Annotated in this window: 15 protein-coding genes; 2 read left to right on the forward strand and 13 right to left on the reverse strand. The window is 67.7% G+C overall.

Going from position 1 to position 20,566, the window contains the following annotated elements:
• The 9 genes from BSIN_RS21180 to BSIN_RS21225 all read right to left on the reverse strand — a co-directional run.
• On the reverse strand, positions 1 to 735 hold a 735-nt coding region (locus tag BSIN_RS21180), incomplete at its 3' end, for an ATP-binding cassette domain-containing protein (RefSeq protein WP_143757508.1).
• A gap of 94 nt (positions 736 to 829) precedes the next feature.
• A complete protein-coding gene (locus tag BSIN_RS21185; protein WP_089341879.1) occupies positions 830 to 1,792 on the reverse strand; it encodes an ABC transporter substrate-binding protein in 963 nt (320 codons plus the stop codon).
• Positions 1,793 to 1,898: 106 nt separating this feature from the next.
• The gene (gene araH, locus BSIN_RS21190; RefSeq protein WP_059520659.1) at positions 1,899 to 2,897 is read right to left on the reverse strand and encodes an L-arabinose ABC transporter permease AraH; all 999 of its coding nucleotides are present in this window, start codon (positions 2,895 to 2,897) and stop codon (positions 1,899 to 1,901) included.
• Positions 2,898 to 2,965: 68 nt separating this feature from the next.
• Positions 2,966 to 4,480: an L-arabinose ABC transporter ATP-binding protein AraG gene (gene araG, locus BSIN_RS21195; RefSeq protein WP_089341887.1), complete on the reverse strand. Its 1,515-nt coding sequence runs from the start codon at positions 4,478 to 4,480 to the stop codon at positions 2,966 to 2,968.
• Between the two features lie 314 nt (positions 4,481 to 4,794).
• Positions 4,795 to 5,799 carry an arabinose ABC transporter substrate-binding protein gene (locus BSIN_RS21200; RefSeq protein ID WP_059520658.1) on the reverse strand — a complete coding sequence of 335 codons (1,005 nt, stop codon included), beginning with the start codon at positions 5,797 to 5,799 and terminating at the stop codon, positions 4,795 to 4,797.
• An 89-nt stretch (positions 5,800 to 5,888) separates the two neighbouring features.
• Positions 5,889 to 6,875 carry a Gfo/Idh/MocA family protein gene (locus BSIN_RS21205; RefSeq protein ID WP_089341888.1) on the reverse strand — a complete coding sequence of 329 codons (987 nt, stop codon included), beginning with the start codon at positions 6,873 to 6,875 and terminating at the stop codon, positions 5,889 to 5,891.
• 20 nt (positions 6,876 to 6,895) lie between these two features.
• A complete protein-coding gene (locus tag BSIN_RS21210; protein ID WP_089341880.1) occupies positions 6,896 to 7,822 on the reverse strand; it encodes a dihydrodipicolinate synthase family protein in 927 nt (308 codons plus the stop codon).
• Between the two features lie 402 nt (positions 7,823 to 8,224).
• Positions 8,225 to 9,802 (reverse strand): aldehyde dehydrogenase (NADP(+)), encoded by a 1,578-nt coding sequence (locus BSIN_RS21220; RefSeq protein ID WP_173678728.1) that lies wholly within the window; start codon positions 9,800 to 9,802, stop codon positions 8,225 to 8,227.
• A gap of 38 nt (positions 9,803 to 9,840) precedes the next feature.
• Positions 9,841 to 11,592, reverse strand: coding sequence for an IlvD/Edd family dehydratase (locus BSIN_RS21225; RefSeq protein ID WP_089341883.1), 1,752 nt, complete (start codon positions 11,590 to 11,592; stop codon positions 9,841 to 9,843).
• A 140-nt stretch (positions 11,593 to 11,732) separates the two neighbouring features.
• On the opposite strand from BSIN_RS21225, the gene BSIN_RS21230 reads away from it, so the two are divergent.
• On the forward strand, positions 11,733 to 12,728 hold the full coding sequence (locus BSIN_RS21230) for a LysR substrate-binding domain-containing protein (RefSeq protein ID WP_089341884.1): 996 nt from the start codon (positions 11,733 to 11,735) through the stop codon (positions 12,726 to 12,728).
• A 135-nt stretch (positions 12,729 to 12,863) separates the two neighbouring features.
• Here the strand turns inward: BSIN_RS21230 and BSIN_RS21235 are convergent, their stop codons facing one another.
• The 4 genes from BSIN_RS21235 to xylA form a co-directional block, all read right to left on the reverse strand.
• Positions 12,864 to 14,063, reverse strand: a complete 1,200-nt coding sequence (locus BSIN_RS21235) for a sugar ABC transporter permease (RefSeq protein ID WP_089341885.1) — start codon at positions 14,061 to 14,063, stop codon at positions 12,864 to 12,866.
• The gene (gene xylG, locus BSIN_RS21240) at positions 14,060 to 15,619 is read right to left on the reverse strand and encodes a D-xylose ABC transporter ATP-binding protein (RefSeq protein WP_089341889.1); all 1,560 of its coding nucleotides are present in this window, start codon (positions 15,617 to 15,619) and stop codon (positions 14,060 to 14,062) included. The genes BSIN_RS21235 and xylG overlap by 4 nt, the downstream gene beginning before the upstream one ends.
• Before the next feature lie 282 nt (positions 15,620 to 15,901).
• The gene (xylF, locus tag BSIN_RS21245; protein WP_059520652.1) at positions 15,902 to 16,930 is read right to left on the reverse strand and encodes a D-xylose ABC transporter substrate-binding protein; all 1,029 of its coding nucleotides are present in this window, start codon (positions 16,928 to 16,930) and stop codon (positions 15,902 to 15,904) included.
• Positions 16,931 to 17,073: 143 nt separating this feature from the next.
• Positions 17,074 to 18,396: a xylose isomerase gene (xylA, locus tag BSIN_RS21250; protein ID WP_089341890.1), complete on the reverse strand. Its 1,323-nt coding sequence runs from the start codon at positions 18,394 to 18,396 to the stop codon at positions 17,074 to 17,076.
• Between the two features lie 327 nt (positions 18,397 to 18,723).
• Here xylA and BSIN_RS21255 point away from each other — a divergent pair, with 327 nt between their 5' ends.
• Entirely contained in the window at positions 18,724 to 19,920 is a 1,197-nt protein-coding gene (locus BSIN_RS21255; protein ID WP_089341886.1) for a XylR family transcriptional regulator, read from the forward strand.
• Positions 19,921 to 20,566: the final 646 nt, after the last annotated feature.

Here is a 20,566-nt window from a genome sequence, read left to right on the forward strand (position 1 = left end):
GCCCGCCGGCTCGCGGCCCGTCATCTTCGCGACGAGCTGCTCGACGCTCAGCTCGCTGGCCGGATAGTCGCCCTCGCGCTCGCCGTTGCGCAGCACCGTAATGCGATCGGAAATCGCATAGGTCTGTTCGAGAAAATGCGTGACGAACAGAATCGCGAGCCCCGCTTGCTTCAGCCGGCGCAGCACATCGAAGAGCCGTGCGACCTCGCCGTCGTCGAGGCTCGATGTCGGCTCGTCGAGAATCAGCACGCGCGCGTCGACCGACACCGCCCGCGCGATCGCCACCATCTGCTGGACGGCGATCGGATAGGCGTCGAGCGAGCGCGCGACGTCAATCGACAGCTTCAGATTCGCGAGCGCCTCGCGCGCGCGCGCGTGAATCGTCCGCCAGTCGATCGCGCCGCGCCTGGTCGGCTGCCGGCCGGCGAAGATGTTCTCCGCGACCGACAGATTCGGGCACAGATTCACTTCCTGGTAAATCGTCTGGATGCCCGCCGCCTCGGCCTCGCGCGGCGTGGCGAAGCGCACCGGGCGGCCGTCGAGGCGAATCTCGCCGGCATCGTGCGCGCACACGCCCGTCAGCACGTTGATGAGCGTCGACTTGCCGGCGCCGTTCTGCCCCATCAACGCATGAATCTCGCCCGGCGCGAGGCACAGGCTCACGCGCCGCAGCGCGCTCACGCCGGGGAAGGTTTTGTCGATGCCGATCATCTCGAGCACAGGAGCACGCGTCATGTCGAAGCAAACCTCAAGGGTGAAGAAGCCGGCCGTCTTGGCCAGGCAAGCGCGCCGGCGCCCGGCGCGCGCGTGAGACGCCTGCGCTTCGGCTTCAATACTTGCGGCTCGGCAGCACTTGCGCGGCCACGTTCATCGGGAACACCGTCTCGTTCGTCACGATGCGCTTGGGCAGCGGCTTGCCCGCGACCACATCCTTCACCGCGCTCATCAATTGCGGGCCAAGCAGCGGGCTGCACTCGACATCGACGTTGATCTTGCCGGCGACCATCGCCTGGAAGCCGCCCTTGGTCGCATCGAACGACACGACGCTCACGTCCTTGCCCGGCTTGATGCCCGCTTCCTCCATCGCCTGAATCGCGCCAAGCGCCATGTCGTCGTTGTGCGCGTAGACGACGTTGATCTGCTTGCCGTAGCTCTTCGCGAACGCTTCCATCACCTGCTTGCCGCCGGCGAGCGTGAAATCGCCGCTTTGCGACGCGATGATCTTGAACTTCGGATCGTTGCGGATCACTTCCATCAGGCCCGCGTGGCGATCGTTGGCGGGCGCCGAGCCGACGGTGCCCTGCAGCTCGACGATATTGACGGGGCCCGCGTCGGCCTTGTAGCGCTCCTCGAGCCAGCGGCCCGCCCGCCGCCCTTCCTCGAGAAAATCGGAGCCGATCATCGTGACGTACAGCGATTTGTCTTTCACGTCGATCGCGCGGTCGGTCAGAATCACCGGAATATGCGCCGCCTTCGCCTCGGTCAGCACCGGCTCCCAGCCGGATTCGACGACCGGCGAGAACGCGATCACGTCGACCTTCTGCGCGATGAACGAGCGGATCGCGCGGATCTGGTTCTCCTGCTTTTGTTGCGCGTCGGAGAATTTGAGCGTGATGCCGGCGTCCTTCGCCGCGTTTTTCACCGACACCGTATTGGCCGTGCGCCACGCGCTCTCGGCGCCCACCTGCGAAAACCCAACGGTGATCGGCTTGTCCTGCGCCGATGCCACGGCACTCACCGCCAGCGCCGAACCGACCAGCGCGCCGAACACGAACCGCTTGATGGATTTCATGATCTGTCTCCTATGTAGTCGTTATCCATACAGGGCAGGGCCGCGCCGTCCGCACCCCGGCGCGGCCTGTTTTTCCGCACGCCGCGTCGGCGCCGCGCCGCGCGGATCAGACCGCCCGCCGACTGCGGCGGAACCGGTCGAACAGCACGGCGAGCAGCAGAATGCCGCCGCGAATCAGGTATTGATAGAACGTCGGCACGTTCATCAAGCTCATCGCGTCCTGCACCGCCCCCATGATGAGCACCCCCACCAGCACGCCCGAGATGGTCGCGACGCCGCCCGTGAGCGACACGCCGCCCAGCACGCACGCGGAAATCACGCCGAGTTCGAGCCCGACCGACGTCTTCGGATCGCCCAAGCTCATGCGCGACGCGAGCATCACGCCGGAGAAGCCCGTCACGAGCCCCTGCAGCACGAACACGGCGATCTTGATCCGCGTGACCGGCAGCCCCGCGAGCCGTGCGGCCTCGCTATTGCCGCCGACCGCAAGCACGTTCTTGCCGAACACGGTCTTCTTCAGCAGAAAGCCGAACACGGCAAAGCCGACGATATTGCTCCAGATCGGATACGAAATGCCGAGGAACGAGCCGCCGCCGAGATCGAAGAAGCGTTCCTCGGAAATCATCACGGCGTCGCCGTTCGACGTCAGAAACGCGAGGCCGCGCACGGCTTCCATCATCGCGAGCGTCGCGATCAGCGAATTGATCTCGAAGCGCGCGATCAGCACGCCGTTCACGAGGCCCACCGCACCGCCCGCGAGCACGCCCGCGGCCACCCCGAGCAGCACGCTGTGCGACTGCGTGATGACCGTGGATGCGACGACGCCGGAGAACGCGACGATCGACGCGACAGACAAATCGACCTCGCCGAGCGCGAGCACGAACATCATCGTGACGGCGATCGAGCCGATCAGCGTGACCGACAGCAGCAATCCCTGGATGTTGCGCACGGTGAGGAAATCGGGCACCACGGCGCAGAGCACCGCGAACAGCACGATGAACACCACGACGATGCCCGACCGGTTGATCGCGTCCCACACGCGCACGCGCGGCGCGGCGGCTTCGGTGACAGAGGAGGTGCGCTGAGGTTGCATCGCTTGACTCATTTCAGGTTCATCCATTCATTCAAGGTTCGGTCCGGCCGCGCGGCGCGACGTAGCGGCCACGGCGCGCGTCATTGCGGCAACGCAAGCCGGATCAGTTCGTCGGGGCTCGCCTGCGCTTTCGGCACGCAGCCGGCAATGCGCCCCTCGCGCATCACGACGATGCGATCCGACACGCCGATCACTTCGGCGAGATCGCTCGACACCATCACCACCGCGCGCCCCGCTTGCGCGAGTTCGTACAGCAGGTTGTAGATCTCGGCGCGCGCGCCCACGTCGATGCCGCGCGTGGGCTCGTCCATCAGAAACACGTCGATACGCTCGGCGAGCCAGCGCGACAAAATCACTTTCTGCTGGTTGCCGCCCGACAGCGTGCCGATCGGCGTATCGCCGTCGCGTGTCTTGATCGCGAGCTTCGCGATGTAGTCGCGCGCGAGCGCGCGCTCGCGGCGCGTGTCGAGCAGCACGCGCGCGGGGCTGAAATGGCGGCGCACGCTGATGTTCAGGTTGTCGGCAACCGATGCGATCGCGACGATCCCCTCCTGCTTGCGGTCCTCCGGGCACAGCGCGACGCCGGCGCGCACCGCGTCGCGCGGGCTTGCGAACGTGACACGCTTGCCGTTCAGTTCGATGTGACCCGCGCTCGCGCGCGTCGCGCCATACAGCAGCTTCATCAGCTCCGAGCGCCCCGCGCCGACGAGCCCGAAAAATCCGACGATCTCGCCGCGCCGCGCGGCAAACGACACCGGCTCGGCCAGCCCCGGGCCGAGCAGCCCCTTGGCTTCGATCAGCACGTCGCCGGCCGCGCGCGGACGATAGCCGTACACGTCATGGATGGAGCGGCCCACCATCGCGCTGATCAGCCGGCGGCGATCGAGCGTCGCGATCGAATCGAACGTATCGATGCGCCGGCCGTCGCGGAACACCGTCACGCGGTCGCACAGCGCGTCGACTTCGTCCATCCGGTGCGTGACGTAGATAATCGCGCGGCCTTCGTCGCGCAGCGTGCCGATGATCCGGAACAGGCGCTCGGTTTCGCGCGCGGACAGCGAGCTGGTGGGCTCGTCGAACGCGATCACGCGCGCATCGCGCATCAGCGCCTTGCCGATCTCGACCATCTGGCGCTGACCGATCGACAGCGCCTTGACCAGCGTGCGCGGATCGATGCGCTCGCCCAGACGCTCAAGCTCGCCGAGCGCGCGCGCGACGAGCGCTTTCTCGTCGAGCACGCCGAAGCGGCTAGGCAACTGCCCGAGCATCAGGTTTTCGGCGACGCTCAGCTCGGGGACGAGATGCAATTCCTGATAGATGATCGCGATGCCCGCGTCGAGCGCGGCGCGCGTGCTTGCAAAGCGCTGCTCGACGCCCGCCACGCGCAGCGTGCCTTCCTTCGGCTGATTCACGCCGGAGAGCACCTTGAGCAGCGTCGATTTGCCCGCGCCGTTCTCGCCCATCAGGCCGTGCACTTCGCCTGCGCGCACGTCGAGCGAAACCCGGTCGAGCGCGCGCACGCCCGGAAAGCTGACGGTGATGCCGTCGAGTTCGAGATACGCGGCGCGCGCCGCGCTGGTCGTCGTTTCAGTCATCGCGTTTTTCGTTTCGTCGCTCACGCTGTTTCATTGCCTCACCGTTTCATCGCCTCGCCGTTTCATCGCCCGTGCCGTTTCATTGTTCATGCCGTTTCATCGCCTCACCGTTTCATCGCCCCGCCGTTTCATCGCCCCGCCGTTTCATCGCCCCGCCGTTTCATCGCCGGACGCTTCCGTCGACGTACCGCTTCAAGCGCCTGCACCGCTCCCTCTCCACGCCGTTTCATTGCTGGGCCATTGCCCGGCCGGGTGCTTCCACCACTGCGCCGCGCGCACGCTCATCCGCCGCCGCGGCGCCGGAAAACCACCGCTCAAATGCCAAGCTCGGTCCGCACCGCCTTCCAGTTCTCGCGCGTCATCAGCTTGCCGGTGGTTTGCGTGTCGGCGGGCGGCTGCTTGCCGTTGCGAATCCAATCCACCAGGTTCTGTGCGCTCGCCTTGCCGTGGTTCGTCGAGCTGACCGCGATCGTGCCGAAAAAGCCCGTCGGCTCTTTTTTCTGAAATTCGGCGAACGCCTCGCCCGCACCGTTGATTCCCACGCCGATCACGCTCGCCGCCGGAATATGCAGTTGCTCGGTCGCGCGCACGGCGCCGAGCACGGTCTCCTCGTTGAGCGCGAAGATCACCCACTGCTTGATGTTCGGATGCTGCGCGAGCACGGGCGACGCCGCGTTGAAGCCGCCTTCGTCGTCCGTGGTCTTTTGCGGCGCGTCGAAGATGTTGTCCTTCTTGAAGCCGCGCGCGAGCAGTGCCTGCGTCGCGCCGTCGGTGCGCAGCTTCGCCGTGGGCAGCTCGTAATCGGTGATGCGCAGCGCGCCGACCTCCTCAGGCTTCCAGCCGCGCTTTTTCATCTCGTCCGAGATCGCGTCGCCCACCTGGTTGCCGATCTTGAATGCCGACATCCCGAGATGCGGCACGCCCGCGAGCGGCTTGCCGGCCGAATCGACCAACTGGTCGTCGACCGTGACGAACTTCATGTTGTAGCGCTTCGCGCGCGCGGCGATCGCCGGCCCGAGCCGCACGTCGGGCGCGCAGATCACGAAGCCCTGCGCGCCTTGCGCGCCGAGATTGTCGATGGCGGCGAGCACCTTCTCGCCGTCGGGCGTGCCGATATTCACGACCGAGAAGCCGGCCTGCTTGCCGAGCGCGGTCGCCGCCTTCTGCTCGTTGATGAACCACGCCTGCTCCGGCATCTTCACCAGAAAGCCGATCTTGACGGGCGCATCCGCCCTCGCCGCCACCTGCATGCCGAGCGGCGCCACGCACGCGGCGGCGAGAGCGGCGCGAAGCGTGAGCCGGCGAAATTTGCTGATCATCGTGTGTCTCCAAGGTTTGTGGTTGAAATATCGAATTCATTGCCGGTGCGCGAGCGGCGCAGGCACCCGCGCTCGCGCGCCGGCTCGCATCAGCGGCCGAACGCGTCGGTTTCGACGCGCACGCCAAGCAAAAACGCATCGGCGACGATGCGCAGCGGCCGCACGTCGACATCTTCGTCGCGCCCCGCGATCAATTGCCGGAAATGTTCGTAGAGCGCCGGATACTCGCGCTGCGGCCCGAGTTCCACCGGCTGGCCAGCGATCGAAAGACACCGGCCGCCTTCGCTGATCGACAGCCGTGCATCGTCGGTGTCCACGTCGATTTCCCACTGTTCGACGGGACCGTGACGCCAATCGAATTCGGCATGCACTGGGACGCCGTCGGTGTCGACGCAGTCGAGCTGCGCGGCGATCGGCGTCGAGCAATCGGCGGGCACGAGCAGCGTGGCTGCGCGCAGCACGAGTTCGCGCGGCAAAATGCGCGTGACGATCGACAACGCATTGATGCCGGGATCGAACACGCCGAGCCCGCCCGGCTCCCAGATCCATTGCTGGCCCGGGTGCCAGCGCCGCACATCCTCCTTCCAGCGCACGCGCACCGCGCGGATCGCGCGTTGCGACAACCATTCGCGCGCCGGCTCGACGGCGCTCGCAAAGCGCGAATGCCAAGTCGCAAAGAGCGTGCGGCCTTGCGCGCGCGCCAGCCCGCGCAGCGCTTCAACCTCGCTCAGCCCCGCGCCCGGCGGCTTTTCCAGCATCACGTGCTTGCCGGCGAGCAGCGCCGCGCGCGCCTGTGCGTAACGCACTTGCGGCGGCGTGCACAGCGATACGGCATCCAGCTCCGGCTCGGCGGCGAGCAACGCGTCGAGGTCGGGGTAGTGACGCACGCCGTCGATGCGCGCATGGCGGCTCGCGGCGGCGACAAGCGTAAAGCCGGCGTTGCCGGCGATCGCGGGCAGATGCTGATCGCGCGCGATCTTGCCGACGCCGACGATCGCGATCTTGCAACGCGGCGGCGAGGCGCCGTGGCTATCGCGTGGGCTTGCGGCTCCGGCCGGACGTTCGTTCGCATTCATCGCATGGACCCTTTCGGCATTCATTGCGCCCAGCGCAGTACGAGCGGGTCAAGCCGCCGCGCGATCGCGATCAGCTCGGCGCGCGTGTGCGGCGACAGCGTCGGCATCGGATGACGCGGCAGCTCGCACGCGATCACGCCGCCCTCCTTCATCAACGCCTTCGCCGCCAGCAGGCCCGCTTGGCGATTCTCGTGATTGATGAGCGGCAGCCAGTACTGATAGAGCGTGAACGCATCGTCGGCGCGGCCGTCGCGGTGCGCATCGACGATCTGGCGGATTCCGTCGGGAAAGCCGCCGCCCGTCATCGCGCCGGTCGCGCCGGCGTTCAGATCGGCCAGCAGCGTGATGCCCTCTTCGCCGTCCCACGGCCCCTCGACGGCTTCGCCGCCCAGCCGGATCAGCTCGCGCAGCTTGTTGGCCGCGCCGGGCGTCTCGATCTTGAAATACGCGACGTGCTCGATCTCGCAGGCCATCCGCGCGAGCAGCGGCGCGGACAGCGCGGTGCCGGCGGCGGGCGCGTCCTGAATCATGATCGGGATGTCGATCGCGTCGGACACATGCGCGTAGAACGTATGAATCTGCGCGTCGGGCACGCGAAACGTCGCGCCGTGATAAGGTGGCATCACCATCACCATGGCCGCGCCGAGCGTCTGCGCGCGACGGCTGCGCTGCGCGCAGACCCGCGAGCTGTAGTGGGACGTCGTGACGATCACGGGCACGCGGCCCGCGACGTGTTCGAGCACGGTGCGCGTGAGCACGTCGCGCTCGTCGTCGGCAAGCGAGAACTGCTCGGAAAAATTCGCGAGAATGCACAGGCCGTCGGAGCCGGCGTCGATCATGAAATCGACGGCGCGCTTTTGGCTGACGAGATCCAGTGCGCCGGTCTCGGTAAACGTGGTCGGCACGACGGGAAACACGCCGCGGTAGCGGGGGAAGCTTGCCGTCATCGCGCGGCTCCCATGACGAACGCGGGCGCCTGTGCCCGGGCTTGCAGGCGCTGCGCCGCGAGGCGCCCGGTAAGCCGGCCGGCCGCCGCTCGCGCGCCGGATGCGGGCGCGCCGTCGAATCGTTCATAACGCGCGGACTGCCGCGAAACGGCAATCCACGCGCGGGATGCGTCGGATACCCCGGTCGCGCCGAGCGCACCGGAGCACGGAAAACGCCGGCATCGCGCGCGGCGCTGCATTTTCGTCATGTCGTCTCCTTGGGCTGCGCCGCCTGGCGGCTCGCCCGCTTTTCGTCTGTTCTGTTAACCGTGCTTTCGACGGTTTTTTGTCCATCCGCCGCCGATGCCCGCATCTGGCCGCTCGCCCGATGCCCTGCGGCCACCGCGCGCTGCATCCGTTCAATCAATCCGTCGATTCCGGTCTGCCGCCGCGACGGCGACGCAAGCCGAGCGGATTCGCTTCGCGCAACGCCGGCGGCAGCAGCACGTCCGGCAGATCCTGGTAACACACCGGACGCAAAAAGCGCTCGATCGCGGCCGTGCCGACCGACGTGCTGCGCCCATCGGACGTCGCCGGATAAGGGCCGCCGTGGACCATCGCGTCGCATACCTCGACGCCGGTCGGAAATCCGTTCGCGAGCACCCGGCCGGCCTTGCGCTCGGCAAGCGGCAGCAGCGCGCGCGCAAGTTCGGCGTCGCTTTCGTCCAGATGCAGCGTGATCGTCAGTTGCCCCTCCAGCCCGTGCAGCGCCGCATGCAGCTCGTCGGCGCTCGCGCATTCGACGAGCAGGCTGCTCGGCCCGAACACCTCGTCGCCGAGCGTGCGATCGGCAAGCCAATCGCGCGCGCCGACGCGCATCAGCGCCGCCTGCGCGCGCCCCGGCGCCGCGCCGCCGCGCGCGAGGGTCGTCACGGCCGGATGCCGCGCGAGGCGCTCGACGCCGTGCTCATACGCGCGCAGGATGCCGGGGCTCAGCATCACACCGGCCGGCGCCTCGCCGAATGCCTGCGCGGCGGCGCGGGCGAACCGCTCGAACCCGTCGCTCGCGATGCCGAACATCAAACCGGGATTCGTGCAGAACTGCCCGCAGCCGAGCGTCGCGGACGCGACGAACGCGCGCGCGAGCGGCTCGGCGCGCGCGGCGAGCGCGCCGGGCAGCAGCAGGTTCGGATTCACGCTGCTCATCTCGGCGTAGACGGGAATCGGTTCGGCGCGCGCCGCCGCAAGCTCGACGAGCGCGAGGCCGCCCGAGCGCGAGCCGGTAAAGCCGACCGCGCGAATCGCCGGATGCCGGACCAGCGCGCGCCCCACGTCATGGCCGGCGTCATGCAGCAGCGCGAATACGCCGGGCGGCAGGCCGGCGGCCGCGGCCGCCTGCTGAATCGCGCGTCCGACCAGCTCGGAGGTGCCCGGATGCGCCGGATGCGCCTTGACGATCACCGGGCAGCCCGCCGCCAGCGCGGAGGCCGTATCGCCGCCCGCCACCGAAAACGCGAGCGGAAAATTGCTGGCGCCGAACACGGCCACCGGCCCGACGCCGATCCGCCAAAAGCGCAGATCGGCGCGCGGCGGCTGACGCTCGGGCAACGCGGGTTCGATTCGCGCGTCGAGCGCGTCGCCGCTGCGCACGAGCGCGGCGAACATCCGCAATTGATTCGCGGTGCGCGCGCGCTCGCCTTCGAGACGCGCGCGCGGCAAGCCGGTCTCGGCCACCGCGCGCTCGATCAGCGCGTCGCCGAGCGCTTCGATGCGCGCGGCGCAGTCTTCGAGAAAGCGCGCGCGCGTGTCGGCAGGCTGCGCGCGGTACGGATCGAACGCCGCGTCGGCGAGCCGGCACGCGTCGTCGACGTCGCGCGGCTGCGCGCCGTGAAAGGTTGGCTGCGCGATCGGCCGGCCCGTGGCCGCGTCGAGCGCGTGGAACGGCTCGCCTTCGCCGCGCCGCGCGACGCCCGCGATCAGCAGATCTCCGCTCGGTTGCATCATGATGTTTCTCCGTCCTGGCGCGCTGGCCGCGCGCTTCAATGCGAGTGACGCGGCACGGCGGCGCCGCGCATGCCGACGAGGAAATCGAGATCGCAGCCTTCGTCGGCCTGCAACACGTGATCGACATAAAGACGCGCATAGCCGCCGTCGCCCACGCCGTTGTGCTGCTGCGCATCCGCCTGCGGGACGGCGTCGACCAGCCGCCGGCGCAGTTCGTCTTCGCTGACGTCGAGATGCAGTCTGCCGGCCTCGCAATCGAGTTCGATCCAATCGCCGTTGCGCACCGCGGCGAGCGGGCCGCCCGCCGCGGCCTCCGGCGCGACGTGCAGCACCACCGTGCCGTATGCGGTGCCGCTCATCCGCGCATCCGAGATCCGCACCATGTCCTTCACGCCCTGACGCAGCAGCTTCGGCGGCAGGCCCATGTTGCCGACCTCGGCCATCCCCGGATAGCCGCGCGGCCCGCAGTTCTTCATCACGAGCACGGAGTTCGCGTCGACGTCGAGCGATTCGTCGGCGATCGTCGCCTTGTAGTGATCGAAGTTCTCGAACACCACCGCGCGGCCGCGATGCTTGAGCAGCGCGGGCGTCGCCGCCGACGGCTTGAGCACCGCGCCGCGCGGCGCGAGATTGCCGCGCAGGATGCAGATGCCGCCGTCGCGCACGAGCGCCCGCTCGAGCGGGCGGATCACTTCGTCGTTGTGGATCGGCGCATCGCGCACGTTGTCCCACAGCGTCTTGCCGTTCACGGTGAACGCATCCGGATGCGCAAGCAGCCCGCCTTCGCCGAGGCGGCGCAGCACCGCGGGCAGCCCGCCAGCGTAATAGAACTCCTCCATCAGGAAACGGCCCGACGGCATCAGATCGACGAGCGTCGGCGTGTTGCGGCCGATGCGCACCCAGTCCTCGAGCGCGAGCGGCACGCCGATGCGCCCGGCGATCGCCTTCAGGTGGATCACCGCATTGGTCGAGCCGCCGATCGCCGCATTGACGCGGATCGCGTTCTCGAACGCGTCGCGCGTGAGGATCTTCGACAGCTTCAGATCCTCGAGCGCCATCTGCACGATGCGCATGCCCGACATGTGCGCGAGCACGTAGCGGCGCGCATCGACGGCCGGAATCGCCGCGTTGTGCGGCAGCGTGACGCCGAGCGCCTCGGCCATGCAGGCCATCGTCGACGCGGTGCCCATCGTGTTGCAGGTGCCGGCCGAGCGCGACATGCCCGCCTCGGCCGACAGAAAACGGTGCAGATCGATCTCGCCCGCCTTCAGCGCTTCGTGCAGTTGCCATACGGCCGTGCCCGAGCCGATGTCCTTGCCGTCGAGCTTGCCGTTCAGCATCGGGCCGCCGGAGACGACGATCGCCGGCACGTCGCAGCTCGCCGCGCCCATCAGCAGGGCGGGCGTGGTCTTGTCGCAGCCGCACAGCAGCACGACGGCGTCGATCGGATTGCCGCGGATCGCCTCCTCGACATCCATCGACGCGAGGTTGCGCGTGAGCATCGCCGACGGCCGCAGGTTCGACTCGCCGTTCGAGAACACCGGAAATTCGACCGGAAAGCCGCCCGCCTCGTAGATGCCGCGCTTCACGTGCTCGGCGAGCTTGCGAAAATGCGCGTTGCACGGCGTCAGCTCGGACCACGTGTTGCAAATGCCGATAACCGGCCGGCCGTCGAACTCGTGATCGGGAATGCCCTGATTCTTCATCCAGCTCCGGTACATGAAGCCGTTTTTGTCCGTGGTGCCGAACCACTGTTGGGAGCGCAGCTTGGGTTTTGTCTCCGACATCGTCTCGCCTGAGTCATCTCAATATTCGGCCCAGTCTAAGGACAAGTCTGATAACCTTCCAATGAAAAATTGGATGCAATCGATATCGCTATCGGCATTGGTATAAACACTTAGCCCGCGCGTTCGGCGCGCGTCGAGTCATGTTGGATACGAGCCCTTGGTATGTGCGCACCCGTCTGAAAACGCGGCAATTGCTGCTCGTCGTCGCGCTTGCCGAGGAAGGCAATATCCATCGCGCGGCGGCGGCGCTCAGCATCACGCAGCCTGCCGCGTCGAAGCTGCTGCGCGAGCTGGAGGATACGCTCGGCGCGGTGCTGTTCGAGCGGCTGCCGCGCGGCATGCGGCCCACGCTATATGGCGACGCGCTGATCCGCCACGCGCGCGCGGTGCTCGGCAGCCTGGATCAGGCGCAGGAAGAATTGAGCGCGCTCAAGGCGGGGCGTCTCGGCCATGTGGCGGTGGGCGCGATCACGTCGCCCGGCGTGCGCGTGCTGCCCGCGGCGGTCGCGGCCGTCAAGCGCACGCATGCGAACCTGCGCGTCGCCGTGGAGATCGACGCGAGCAACGCGCTGCTGGAGCGGCTCGGACAAGACAAGCTCGATATCGTGATCGCCCGGCTGTCCGCCGAGCACGACAAGGTGCAGCTGCGCTACGAACCGCTCGCAAGCGAGCCGGTGTGCGCGGCGGTGCGGCCCGGCCATCCGCTCGCGGGCGGCGCGCCGATCCCGCTTGCCGACGCGCAGCGCGCGACATGGCTCGTGCCGCCCGTGGGCAGCGTGCTGCGGCACCGGTTCGAACTGATGTTCCAGCGCGCGAGTCTCGCACCGCCGTCGAACCTGGTGGAGACGGCGGCGCTCCTTTTCATCACGCGCGTGCTCGAGCAAAGCGACATGATCGCGGTGCTCACCGACGATGTCGCGCGCTACTACGCCGCGCACGGCATGATCGAGATCCTGCCGCTCGCGATGGACTGCCAGATGGACGACTTCGGCCTGATCACCCGCGCCGACCGGTTGCCGTCGCCCGCCGTGAGCCTGATGATCGATGCGCTGCGCGAAGCGAGCCGCGATAGTTACGGCCAAGCCCACGGCGGGAGCGCGTGGCCGCAGCGCGCGCGTTCCGGGCGGTTTGCGTAGGACGCGCAGGCGCAGGCGAGTACGGAGGCCGGGCGATCATCATTCGCTGCGTTGCGAGCGCGTGAGCCGCTGCCGCCATCACCGGGGCCGCCCCTCCGACCGCCGCGCCGACCCGCCGCGCCCATTCCCCGCTCGTCACCGTCGGTTCGACCCGGACACCACGTCGATCCACACCGCGAGCACAAGCACGCCGCCTTTCACGATCATCTGCCAGTACGCATCGACATCGAGCATCGACATCCCGTTGTCGAGGCTGGCCATCACGAGCGCGCCGATCAGCGCGCCGTGGACGGTGCCCGAGCCGCCGCGCATCGAGGTGCCGCCGATGAAGCACGCGGCGATCGCGTCGAGTTCGCCCATCGTGCCCGCCGAAGGCGAGCCGGCCGCGAGCCGCGCGGTATTGACGAGGCCGGCGAATCCGCACATCAGCCCCATCAGCGCGAAGATCGCGAGCTTCACGCGATCCGTGTTGACGCCCGACAGCCGCGTCGCCTCGAGATTCGAGCCGACCGCATAAATGCGCCGGCCGAACACGGTCTGCGTCGCGATCCACGAGAATGCGCCGAGCAGCGCGAGCAGCAGCAACACGGGCACGGGAATGCCGCCGTAGCGGTCCAGCATCGCGACGAACGCGAACAGCACCGCCCCCGCGCAGACCACCTTCGCGGCGTCCTGCCAGAGCGGCGCGAGCGCGAGCCGATAGCGCCGCCGGTTGCCGCGCTGCCGCACCACGAGCGATACGGCGAGCGCGAACAGCAGCACGGCGAGCGTGTCGCCTGCGGCACGCGGCAGATAGCCCTGTCCGATGAACACGAACGGCTCCGACACCGGCGCGATCGTCGAGCCGCCCGTCACGCCGAGCAGACAGCCGCGAAACGCAAGCATGCCGCCCAGCCCGACGATGAACGACGGCACGCGCCGATACGTCGACCACCAGCCGTTGAAAAGGCCGATCAGCACGCCGAGCGCGAGCACCGCCGACACGGTCGCGGCGACCGGCCAGTGCCGGTTCGCATCGAGGATCGCCGCGACGCCGCCCAGCAGGCCGAGCAGCGAGCCGACCGACAGATCGATCTCGCCAGCGATGATGACGAACACCATCCCGCACGCGAGCATCCCGGTGATCGACATTTGCCGCAACAGGTTCGACACGTTGCGCGGCGTGACGAACGCCCCCTGCGTCAGCGCCGAGAAGAACAGCCAGATCGCCGCGACGGCGAACAGCAACGCGACGATCTTGTAGCGCGCGAACCATTGCCTGAAGCGCTGCGCGCCGGCCAGGCGATCATTCGCGCGGGAGTGGCCGGCCGGCCGGGAAGTGATGTCGGGTGTCATGCTGCGCTCGCTGCGGTGGAGTTCGGGGCGGGCCGCGCGCGTTTGAGCGCGGCGCCGAGGAGATGTTCCTGCGTGAGGCCGTCGTTGACGAAATCGCCGCGCAATTCGCCCTCGCCCATCACGAGCACGCGATCGGCCAGCCCGAGCACTTCGGGCAGCTCCGACGACACGACGACGATCGCGACGCCGCGCTGCGCCAGCGCGAACACGAGCTTGTAGATCTCGTACTTCGCGCCGACGTCGACGCCGCGCGTCGGCTCGTCGAGAATCAGCACCTGCGGATCGGTCAACAGCATCTTCGTGAGCACCGCCTTTTGCTGATTGCCGCCCGACAGGCTCGCGATCGGCAGCAACGGATGCGCGGCGCGCACCGACAGCCGCTGCATCTCGGTGCGGATCACGTCGAGTTCGGCGGCCGCGTCGATGCGCCCGCGCTTGGCAAAGCGCTGCAGCACCGACAGCGTGATGTTGTGGCCGACGCCGAGCTGCGGCACGATCCCGTGCCGCTTGCGGTCCTCGGGCACCATCGCGATGCCCGCGCGGATCGCATCCTCGGGCGAGCGGATCGCGAGCGCGCGGCCGTTCATCCGCACGCTCGCCGTGCTCGCGCCCGGATACGCGCCGAACACCGCCTGCATCAGCTCGGTGCGCCCCGCGCCGACCAGCCCCGCGACGCCGAGAATCTCGCCGCGCCGTACCTGAAACGACACGTCGTCGACGCGCTTGCGGCGCGGGTTCGCCACGTCCACGCAGGTTACGTTGCGCACGTCGAGCACGACGTCGCCGATCTCGTGCGGCTCGCGCGGAAACAGATTGCGGATCTCGCGGCCAACCATCATCGCGATGATCTGCTGCGTCGTCAGCGCGCGCATCGGCTCGGTCGCGACGTGGCGGCCGTCGCGGATCACGGTGACGGTATCGCACACCGCCCGCACCTCGTCGAGCTTGTGCGAGATGTACACACACGCGACGCCGCGCCGCTTCAGGCCGCGCACGATGTCGAGCAGGATGCGCGTTTCCGCGCCGGTGAGCGACGACGACGGCTCGTCGAGAATCAAAAGCTTCGCGCGCTTGTTCAGCGCCTTCGCGATCTCGATCAACTGCTGATGGCCGCCGCCGTAGTGCAACACCGGCTGCGCGACGTTGATCCCGTCGATGCGCAACTCGCGCAGCAGTTCGTCCGCACGCGCATACATCGCCGCGTAATGCATTCGGCCGCCCGGCAGCGTGATCTCGTTGCCGAGAAAGATGTTCTCCGCCACCGACAGCTCGGGCACCAGCATCAGCTCCTGGTGAATGATCACGATGCCCGCGCGCTCGGTGTCGCGCACGCCGCCGGCAACGAGCGGCGCGCCTTCCCAGCGAATTTCACCGTTCCAGGTGCCGTGCGGATACACCCCGGAAAGCACCTTCATCAGCGTCGACTTGCCGGCGCCGTTCTCGCCGCACAGCCCGACGCACTCGCCCGGATACACGCTCAGGTCGATGCCGTCGAGCGCTTTCACGCCGGCGAAGTCCTTGACGATGCCGCGCATCGTCAGCAATGGTTCGGTCATAGGCTCGTGTCTCGCTGCACCCGCGCGGCGCGCCGCGTCATGCCGGCGGCCGGCCGCGCGTGGCCAGTTGCCTGGCCGATTGTCGCGTTGCTGCTCCAGAGCTTTGCCGCGCAAGCGGCGGTCCTCATCGAATGGCGCCGGATGCGCGCCGGCCATCGGCCCTACGCGGCGCGTTGCCGATAGCGGCCGATGGCGGCCTTCGGGCCGCTATCCGCGGCGGCCCGCAGCGGCTTTGACCGGCTCACCGGCATTGGCCTGCGCGCCGCGCCCGCCCGCCATCCGTCACTGACTCGCCAATTGCGCCTGCGTATAGAAGCCATCCTTGACGACCAGATCGACATTGCGCTTGGTCAGCAGCGTCGGCTGCAACAGCACCGTGTCCACCTTCTTTTTCCCGTTGTCGTATTGCGCGTTGTACGCGGGCTTGGCGCCCTTCGCGAGATCCACCGCGAGCTTCGCGGCCTCGCCGGCGATCAGCTTCAGCGGCTTGTAGACCGTCATCGTCTGCGTACCCGCGATCACGCGCTTGACCGCGGCGAGATCCGCATCCTGCCCCGACACCGGCACCTTGCCCGCGAGATGCTGCGCGGCCAGCGCCTGGATCGCACCGCCCGCGGTGCCGTCGTTGGACGCGACGATCGCGTCGATCCGGTTGTTGTTCGCGGTCAACGCATCCTCGACGATGCGCAGCGCCGTCGAAGCGCTCCACTCCGGCACCCACTGCTGGCCGACGAGCTTGATGTCGCCGCGCTCGATCGCCGGCTTGAGCACCTTCATCTGGCCTTCGCGCAGCATCTTCGCGTTGTTGTCGGTCGGCGCGCCGCCGAGCAGGAAGTAGTTGCCCTTCGGCTTCACGTCGTAGACGCCCTGCGCCTGAAGTTCGCCGACCTTCTCGTTGTCGAACGAGATATACGCGTCGACGTCGGCATCGAGAATCAGCCGGTCGTATGACACGATCCTGATGCCCGCCTTCTTCGCATCGGCGACTACGTTGCCGAGCGTCTTCGAGTTAAACGGCACGATCACGATCACGTCGACGCCGCGCGCGATCAGATTCTCGATCTGCGCGATCTGGCGCTCCTCGCTCGCGTCCGCCGACTGCACGGACACCTTCGCGCCAAGCTTGGTCGCGGCAGCGACGAAATAGTCCCGGTCGCGCGACCAGCGCTCGACGCGCAGATCGTCGATGCAAAAGCCGATTTCCGGCTTGTCCTTGCTCGCATGCGCGAGCGGTGCGGCAAGCGGCAGGCTGCCGAGCGCCGCGCTCCAGAGCAGCGCCTTCAATGCGGTACGACGCGTGACGGATTTCATGTCTCCACTCCTCTCTTTATTGGCTCTCTATTGGCGGTTCATATTGGCGGTCCATCCCCTGCCACCGGCTGCCGCCGACGCCCGGCCGGCCGGATCACGCACGCCCGCCGCAGCGCCGCCGCGCCGCGTGCAAACCCGCCGCGTCAGCGCAGCGCGTAAATTGCCTGGTTCACGATGTTCTCGAGCCGCTCCTGCGCGCCGCTCGCATGCTGTGGATTCACGCCGCGCGCGAGCGCGTCGGCCGCGAGCGACGACAGCGAATAGCCGCCCGCGAGGATCTTGCGGCCGAACTCGGTATCCCATCCGGCGTAGCGCGCGCGGCGCAATGCGCCGAGCCGGTCGTTCTCGACGAGCACCGCCGCGCGCTCGAACGCGAGCGCGAGCACGTCGATCGCGCCGATATGTCCGTAGAACAGATCTTCGAGATCGACGCTCTGGCGCCGCACCTTCGCATCGAAATTCATCCCGCCCGTCGTGAAGCCGCCGTGGCGCAGGATTTCGTAGAACGCGAGCGTCAGTTCCTCGACGCTGTTCGGAAACTGATCGGTATCCCAGCCATTTTGCGGATCGCCGCGATTCGCGTCGATGCTGCCGAACACGCCGAGCGCAAACGCGTTCGCGATCTCGTGATGAAACGAATGGCCGGCAAGCGTCGCGTGATTGGCTTCGATGTTCACGCGGATCTCGTCCTGCAACCCATACTGCGTGAGAAAGCCGTGCACGCTCGCCACGTCGTAGTCGTACTGATGCTTGGTCGGCTCCTGCGGCTTCGGCTCGATCAGCAGTGCGCCGGTGAAGCCGGTGCGATGCTTGTGCTCGACCACCATCGACAGAAAACGCGCAAACTGCTCGCGCTCGCGCACGAGATCGGTGTTCAGCAGGGTTTCGTAGCCTTCGCGGCCGCCCCACAGCACGTAGTTTTCGCCGCCGAGGCGGCGCGTCGCGTCGAGCGCGTGGCACACCTGCGTGGCCGCCCACGCGAACACGTCGGGATTCGGGTTCGTCGCCGCGCCCGCCGCGTAGCGCGGATGCGAGAACAGATTCGCGGTGCCCCACAGCAAGCGCACGCCGCTTTGCTGCTGACGCTCGCCGAGATAATCGGTCATCCGCGCGAAGTTTTCGACATACTCGCGCAGGCTGGCGCCCTCCGGCGCGACGTCGGTATCGTGAAACGTATAGAACGGCGCGCCCAGCTTCGTGAAGAATTCGAACGCCGCGTCGGCCTTCTGCCGCGCGCGCTCGAGCGGCTCGCCCGCCTGCTGCCACGGCCGCTGGAATGCGCCGTGACCGAACATGTCGTGCCCTGGCCAGACGAATGTGTGCCAGTAGCAAACCGCAATGCGCAAATGCGCTTCGAGCGTCTTGCCGAGCACCTGCTTCGTGCGATCGTAGTGACGATACGCGAACGGATTATCCGACTGCGGGCCTTCGTAACGGATTGCGGGAATATGCTCGAAATACGGCATGGCGTCTCCATCCAGTGTCTTGTTGCGGCGCGGCGCGGCGCTAACGCCCGTGCCCGCCGCGCGCCCGGCGGCCCGCGCTTGCCGCGCGGCGCGGCAGCGCATGCCGGTGGCATGACCGGTCAGGCGCCATACTGCTCGCGTCGCGCAGGCGCCGGCAATTGCGAAATTGCGCAGCGCTCATAACGTTTCTTGCCAGTCGCGCGCGCGGCGCGCGCGATCGAGCCAATCACGTCCTAAAATAAGCTCGACCCAACCACCGCGCGGCACAGGTATGGCGCGCGCCAACCAGGAGACACCGGCACCGGCGCCGCCGCGGCCGTCACCGACATGCACCGCGCCCCCTTCGCCCAGACACCGCACCGCATCGCGCTGCTGTTCAACGCGAACAAGGTCTACGATCGCGAGATCATCAGCGGCATCGGCCACTACCTGCGCTCGACGCGCGTCGCGTGGGATCTGTTCCTCGAAGACGATTTCCGCTGCCGGCTCGCCGGTATCGAGCGCTTCGGCGGCGACGGCATCATCGCCGATTTCGACGATCCGGCCGTCGCCGATGCGCTCGCCGGCTCGCCGCTGCCGGTCGTCGCGGTCGGTTCGTCATACGAAAACCCGGCGCACTATCCGCCGGAGTTGCCGTACATCGCCACCGACAACTCGAAGCTCGTGTCGCTCGCCTATACGCACCTGATCGGCGCGGGGCTCGAGCGCTTCGCGATGTACAGCCTGCCCGCCGCGCAACAGAACCGCTGGGCGCAGCAGCGCGAACTGGCGTTCGAGCAGCTCGCGCGCGCCGACGGGCTCGACGCGCCGGTCTATCGCGGGCTGCCGACGAGCGCGTCGGTGTGGAATCACGCGATCGAACAGTTGATCGACTGGCTGCACGGGCTGCCCAAGCCCGTCGGCGTGATCGCGGTAACCGATGCGCGCGCGCGGCATCTGCTCCAGGCGTGCCTGATCGCGGGAATTCCCGTGCCCGAGCAGGTCGCGATCATCGGCATCGATAACGATCCGCTGACGCGCACGCTCACGCGCATTCCGCTGTCGTCGGTCATCCAGGGCACCGAGGAGATGGGCTACACGGCCGCGCACCTGCTGCACCAGATGCTGCGCGGCGCGCGCTTTCCCGGCCGGCGCATTCTCGTGCCGCCGGTCGGAATCAACGTGCTCGAATCGACGCGCCATCAGCCGCTCGCGAGCCCGCATGTGATGCGCGCGCGGCATTTCATCCGGCAGTACGCTTGCCAGGGCATCAAGACCGAGCAAGTCGCCGATTACGTCGGCGTGTCGCGCTCGCTGCTCGAAGAGCACTTCCGCCGCGAACTGCAATGCACGGTCCACCAGGAAATCCTGCGCCACAAACTCGACGCGGCGAAAACGCTGCTGGCCAGCCGCGACGCATCGAGCGCCGAGGTGGCGATCCGCTGCGGCTTCACGTCGCTGCAATATATGTACGCGGTATTCCGTCGCGAACTCGGCTGCACGCCGCGCGAATACCAAATGCGCGTCGCGCCGGTGAACGGATGACTGGTACGCATTCGGATGCCGCGGAGTGCGGGGGCGAAGCGAGCCGTTGACGAACCGGTGCGGGTGCCGCTGCCGTGCGGCACGGACCGCCGGTCATCGGCGATGCCGATGACCAGGGACGAACGTCCGCGAATCGGCACCGCTGACGGCCTGCGCCGGTCACGCGCGAGCCGTCACGCGTGAACCGCTGTTGTGGGCTGTTGTTGTGGGCTGTTGTTGTGAACCGCCGTTGCGGATCATCGTTATGGGACGCCGTTGTGGGCCGTTGTTTCGGATCGCCCTTATGAACCGCCGTTACCGACCGCTGTTGTGAAACCCGCTGTTGTGAACCGCTGTCATGGACCACTGTTGTGAGACCCGCCGTTACGGACCGCTGTTATGAACTGCCGCTGTGGGCCGCTGTTGTGAACCGGCGTTGTGGACTACCGTTGTAAGAACCGCCGTTGTGAACCGCTGTTGAAACCGCCATTACCGACGATTTGCACGAACCGCCCATACCACGGCCATCGCCCAAACCCGACGTCAACCGAGCCGCCCATCCACCGACGCCGCGAATAACCGAAGCCAATCATTTTCGCCAACGCCCGCCCGTTCCCCTCCACCCGACGATATCGCCGATGACCGCCGCCCCGACCGCCCACGAGCC

The organism is Burkholderia singularis, from assembly GCF_900176645.1.
GTDB classification, from domain to species: domain Bacteria; phylum Pseudomonadota; class Gammaproteobacteria; order Burkholderiales; family Burkholderiaceae; genus Burkholderia; species Burkholderia singularis.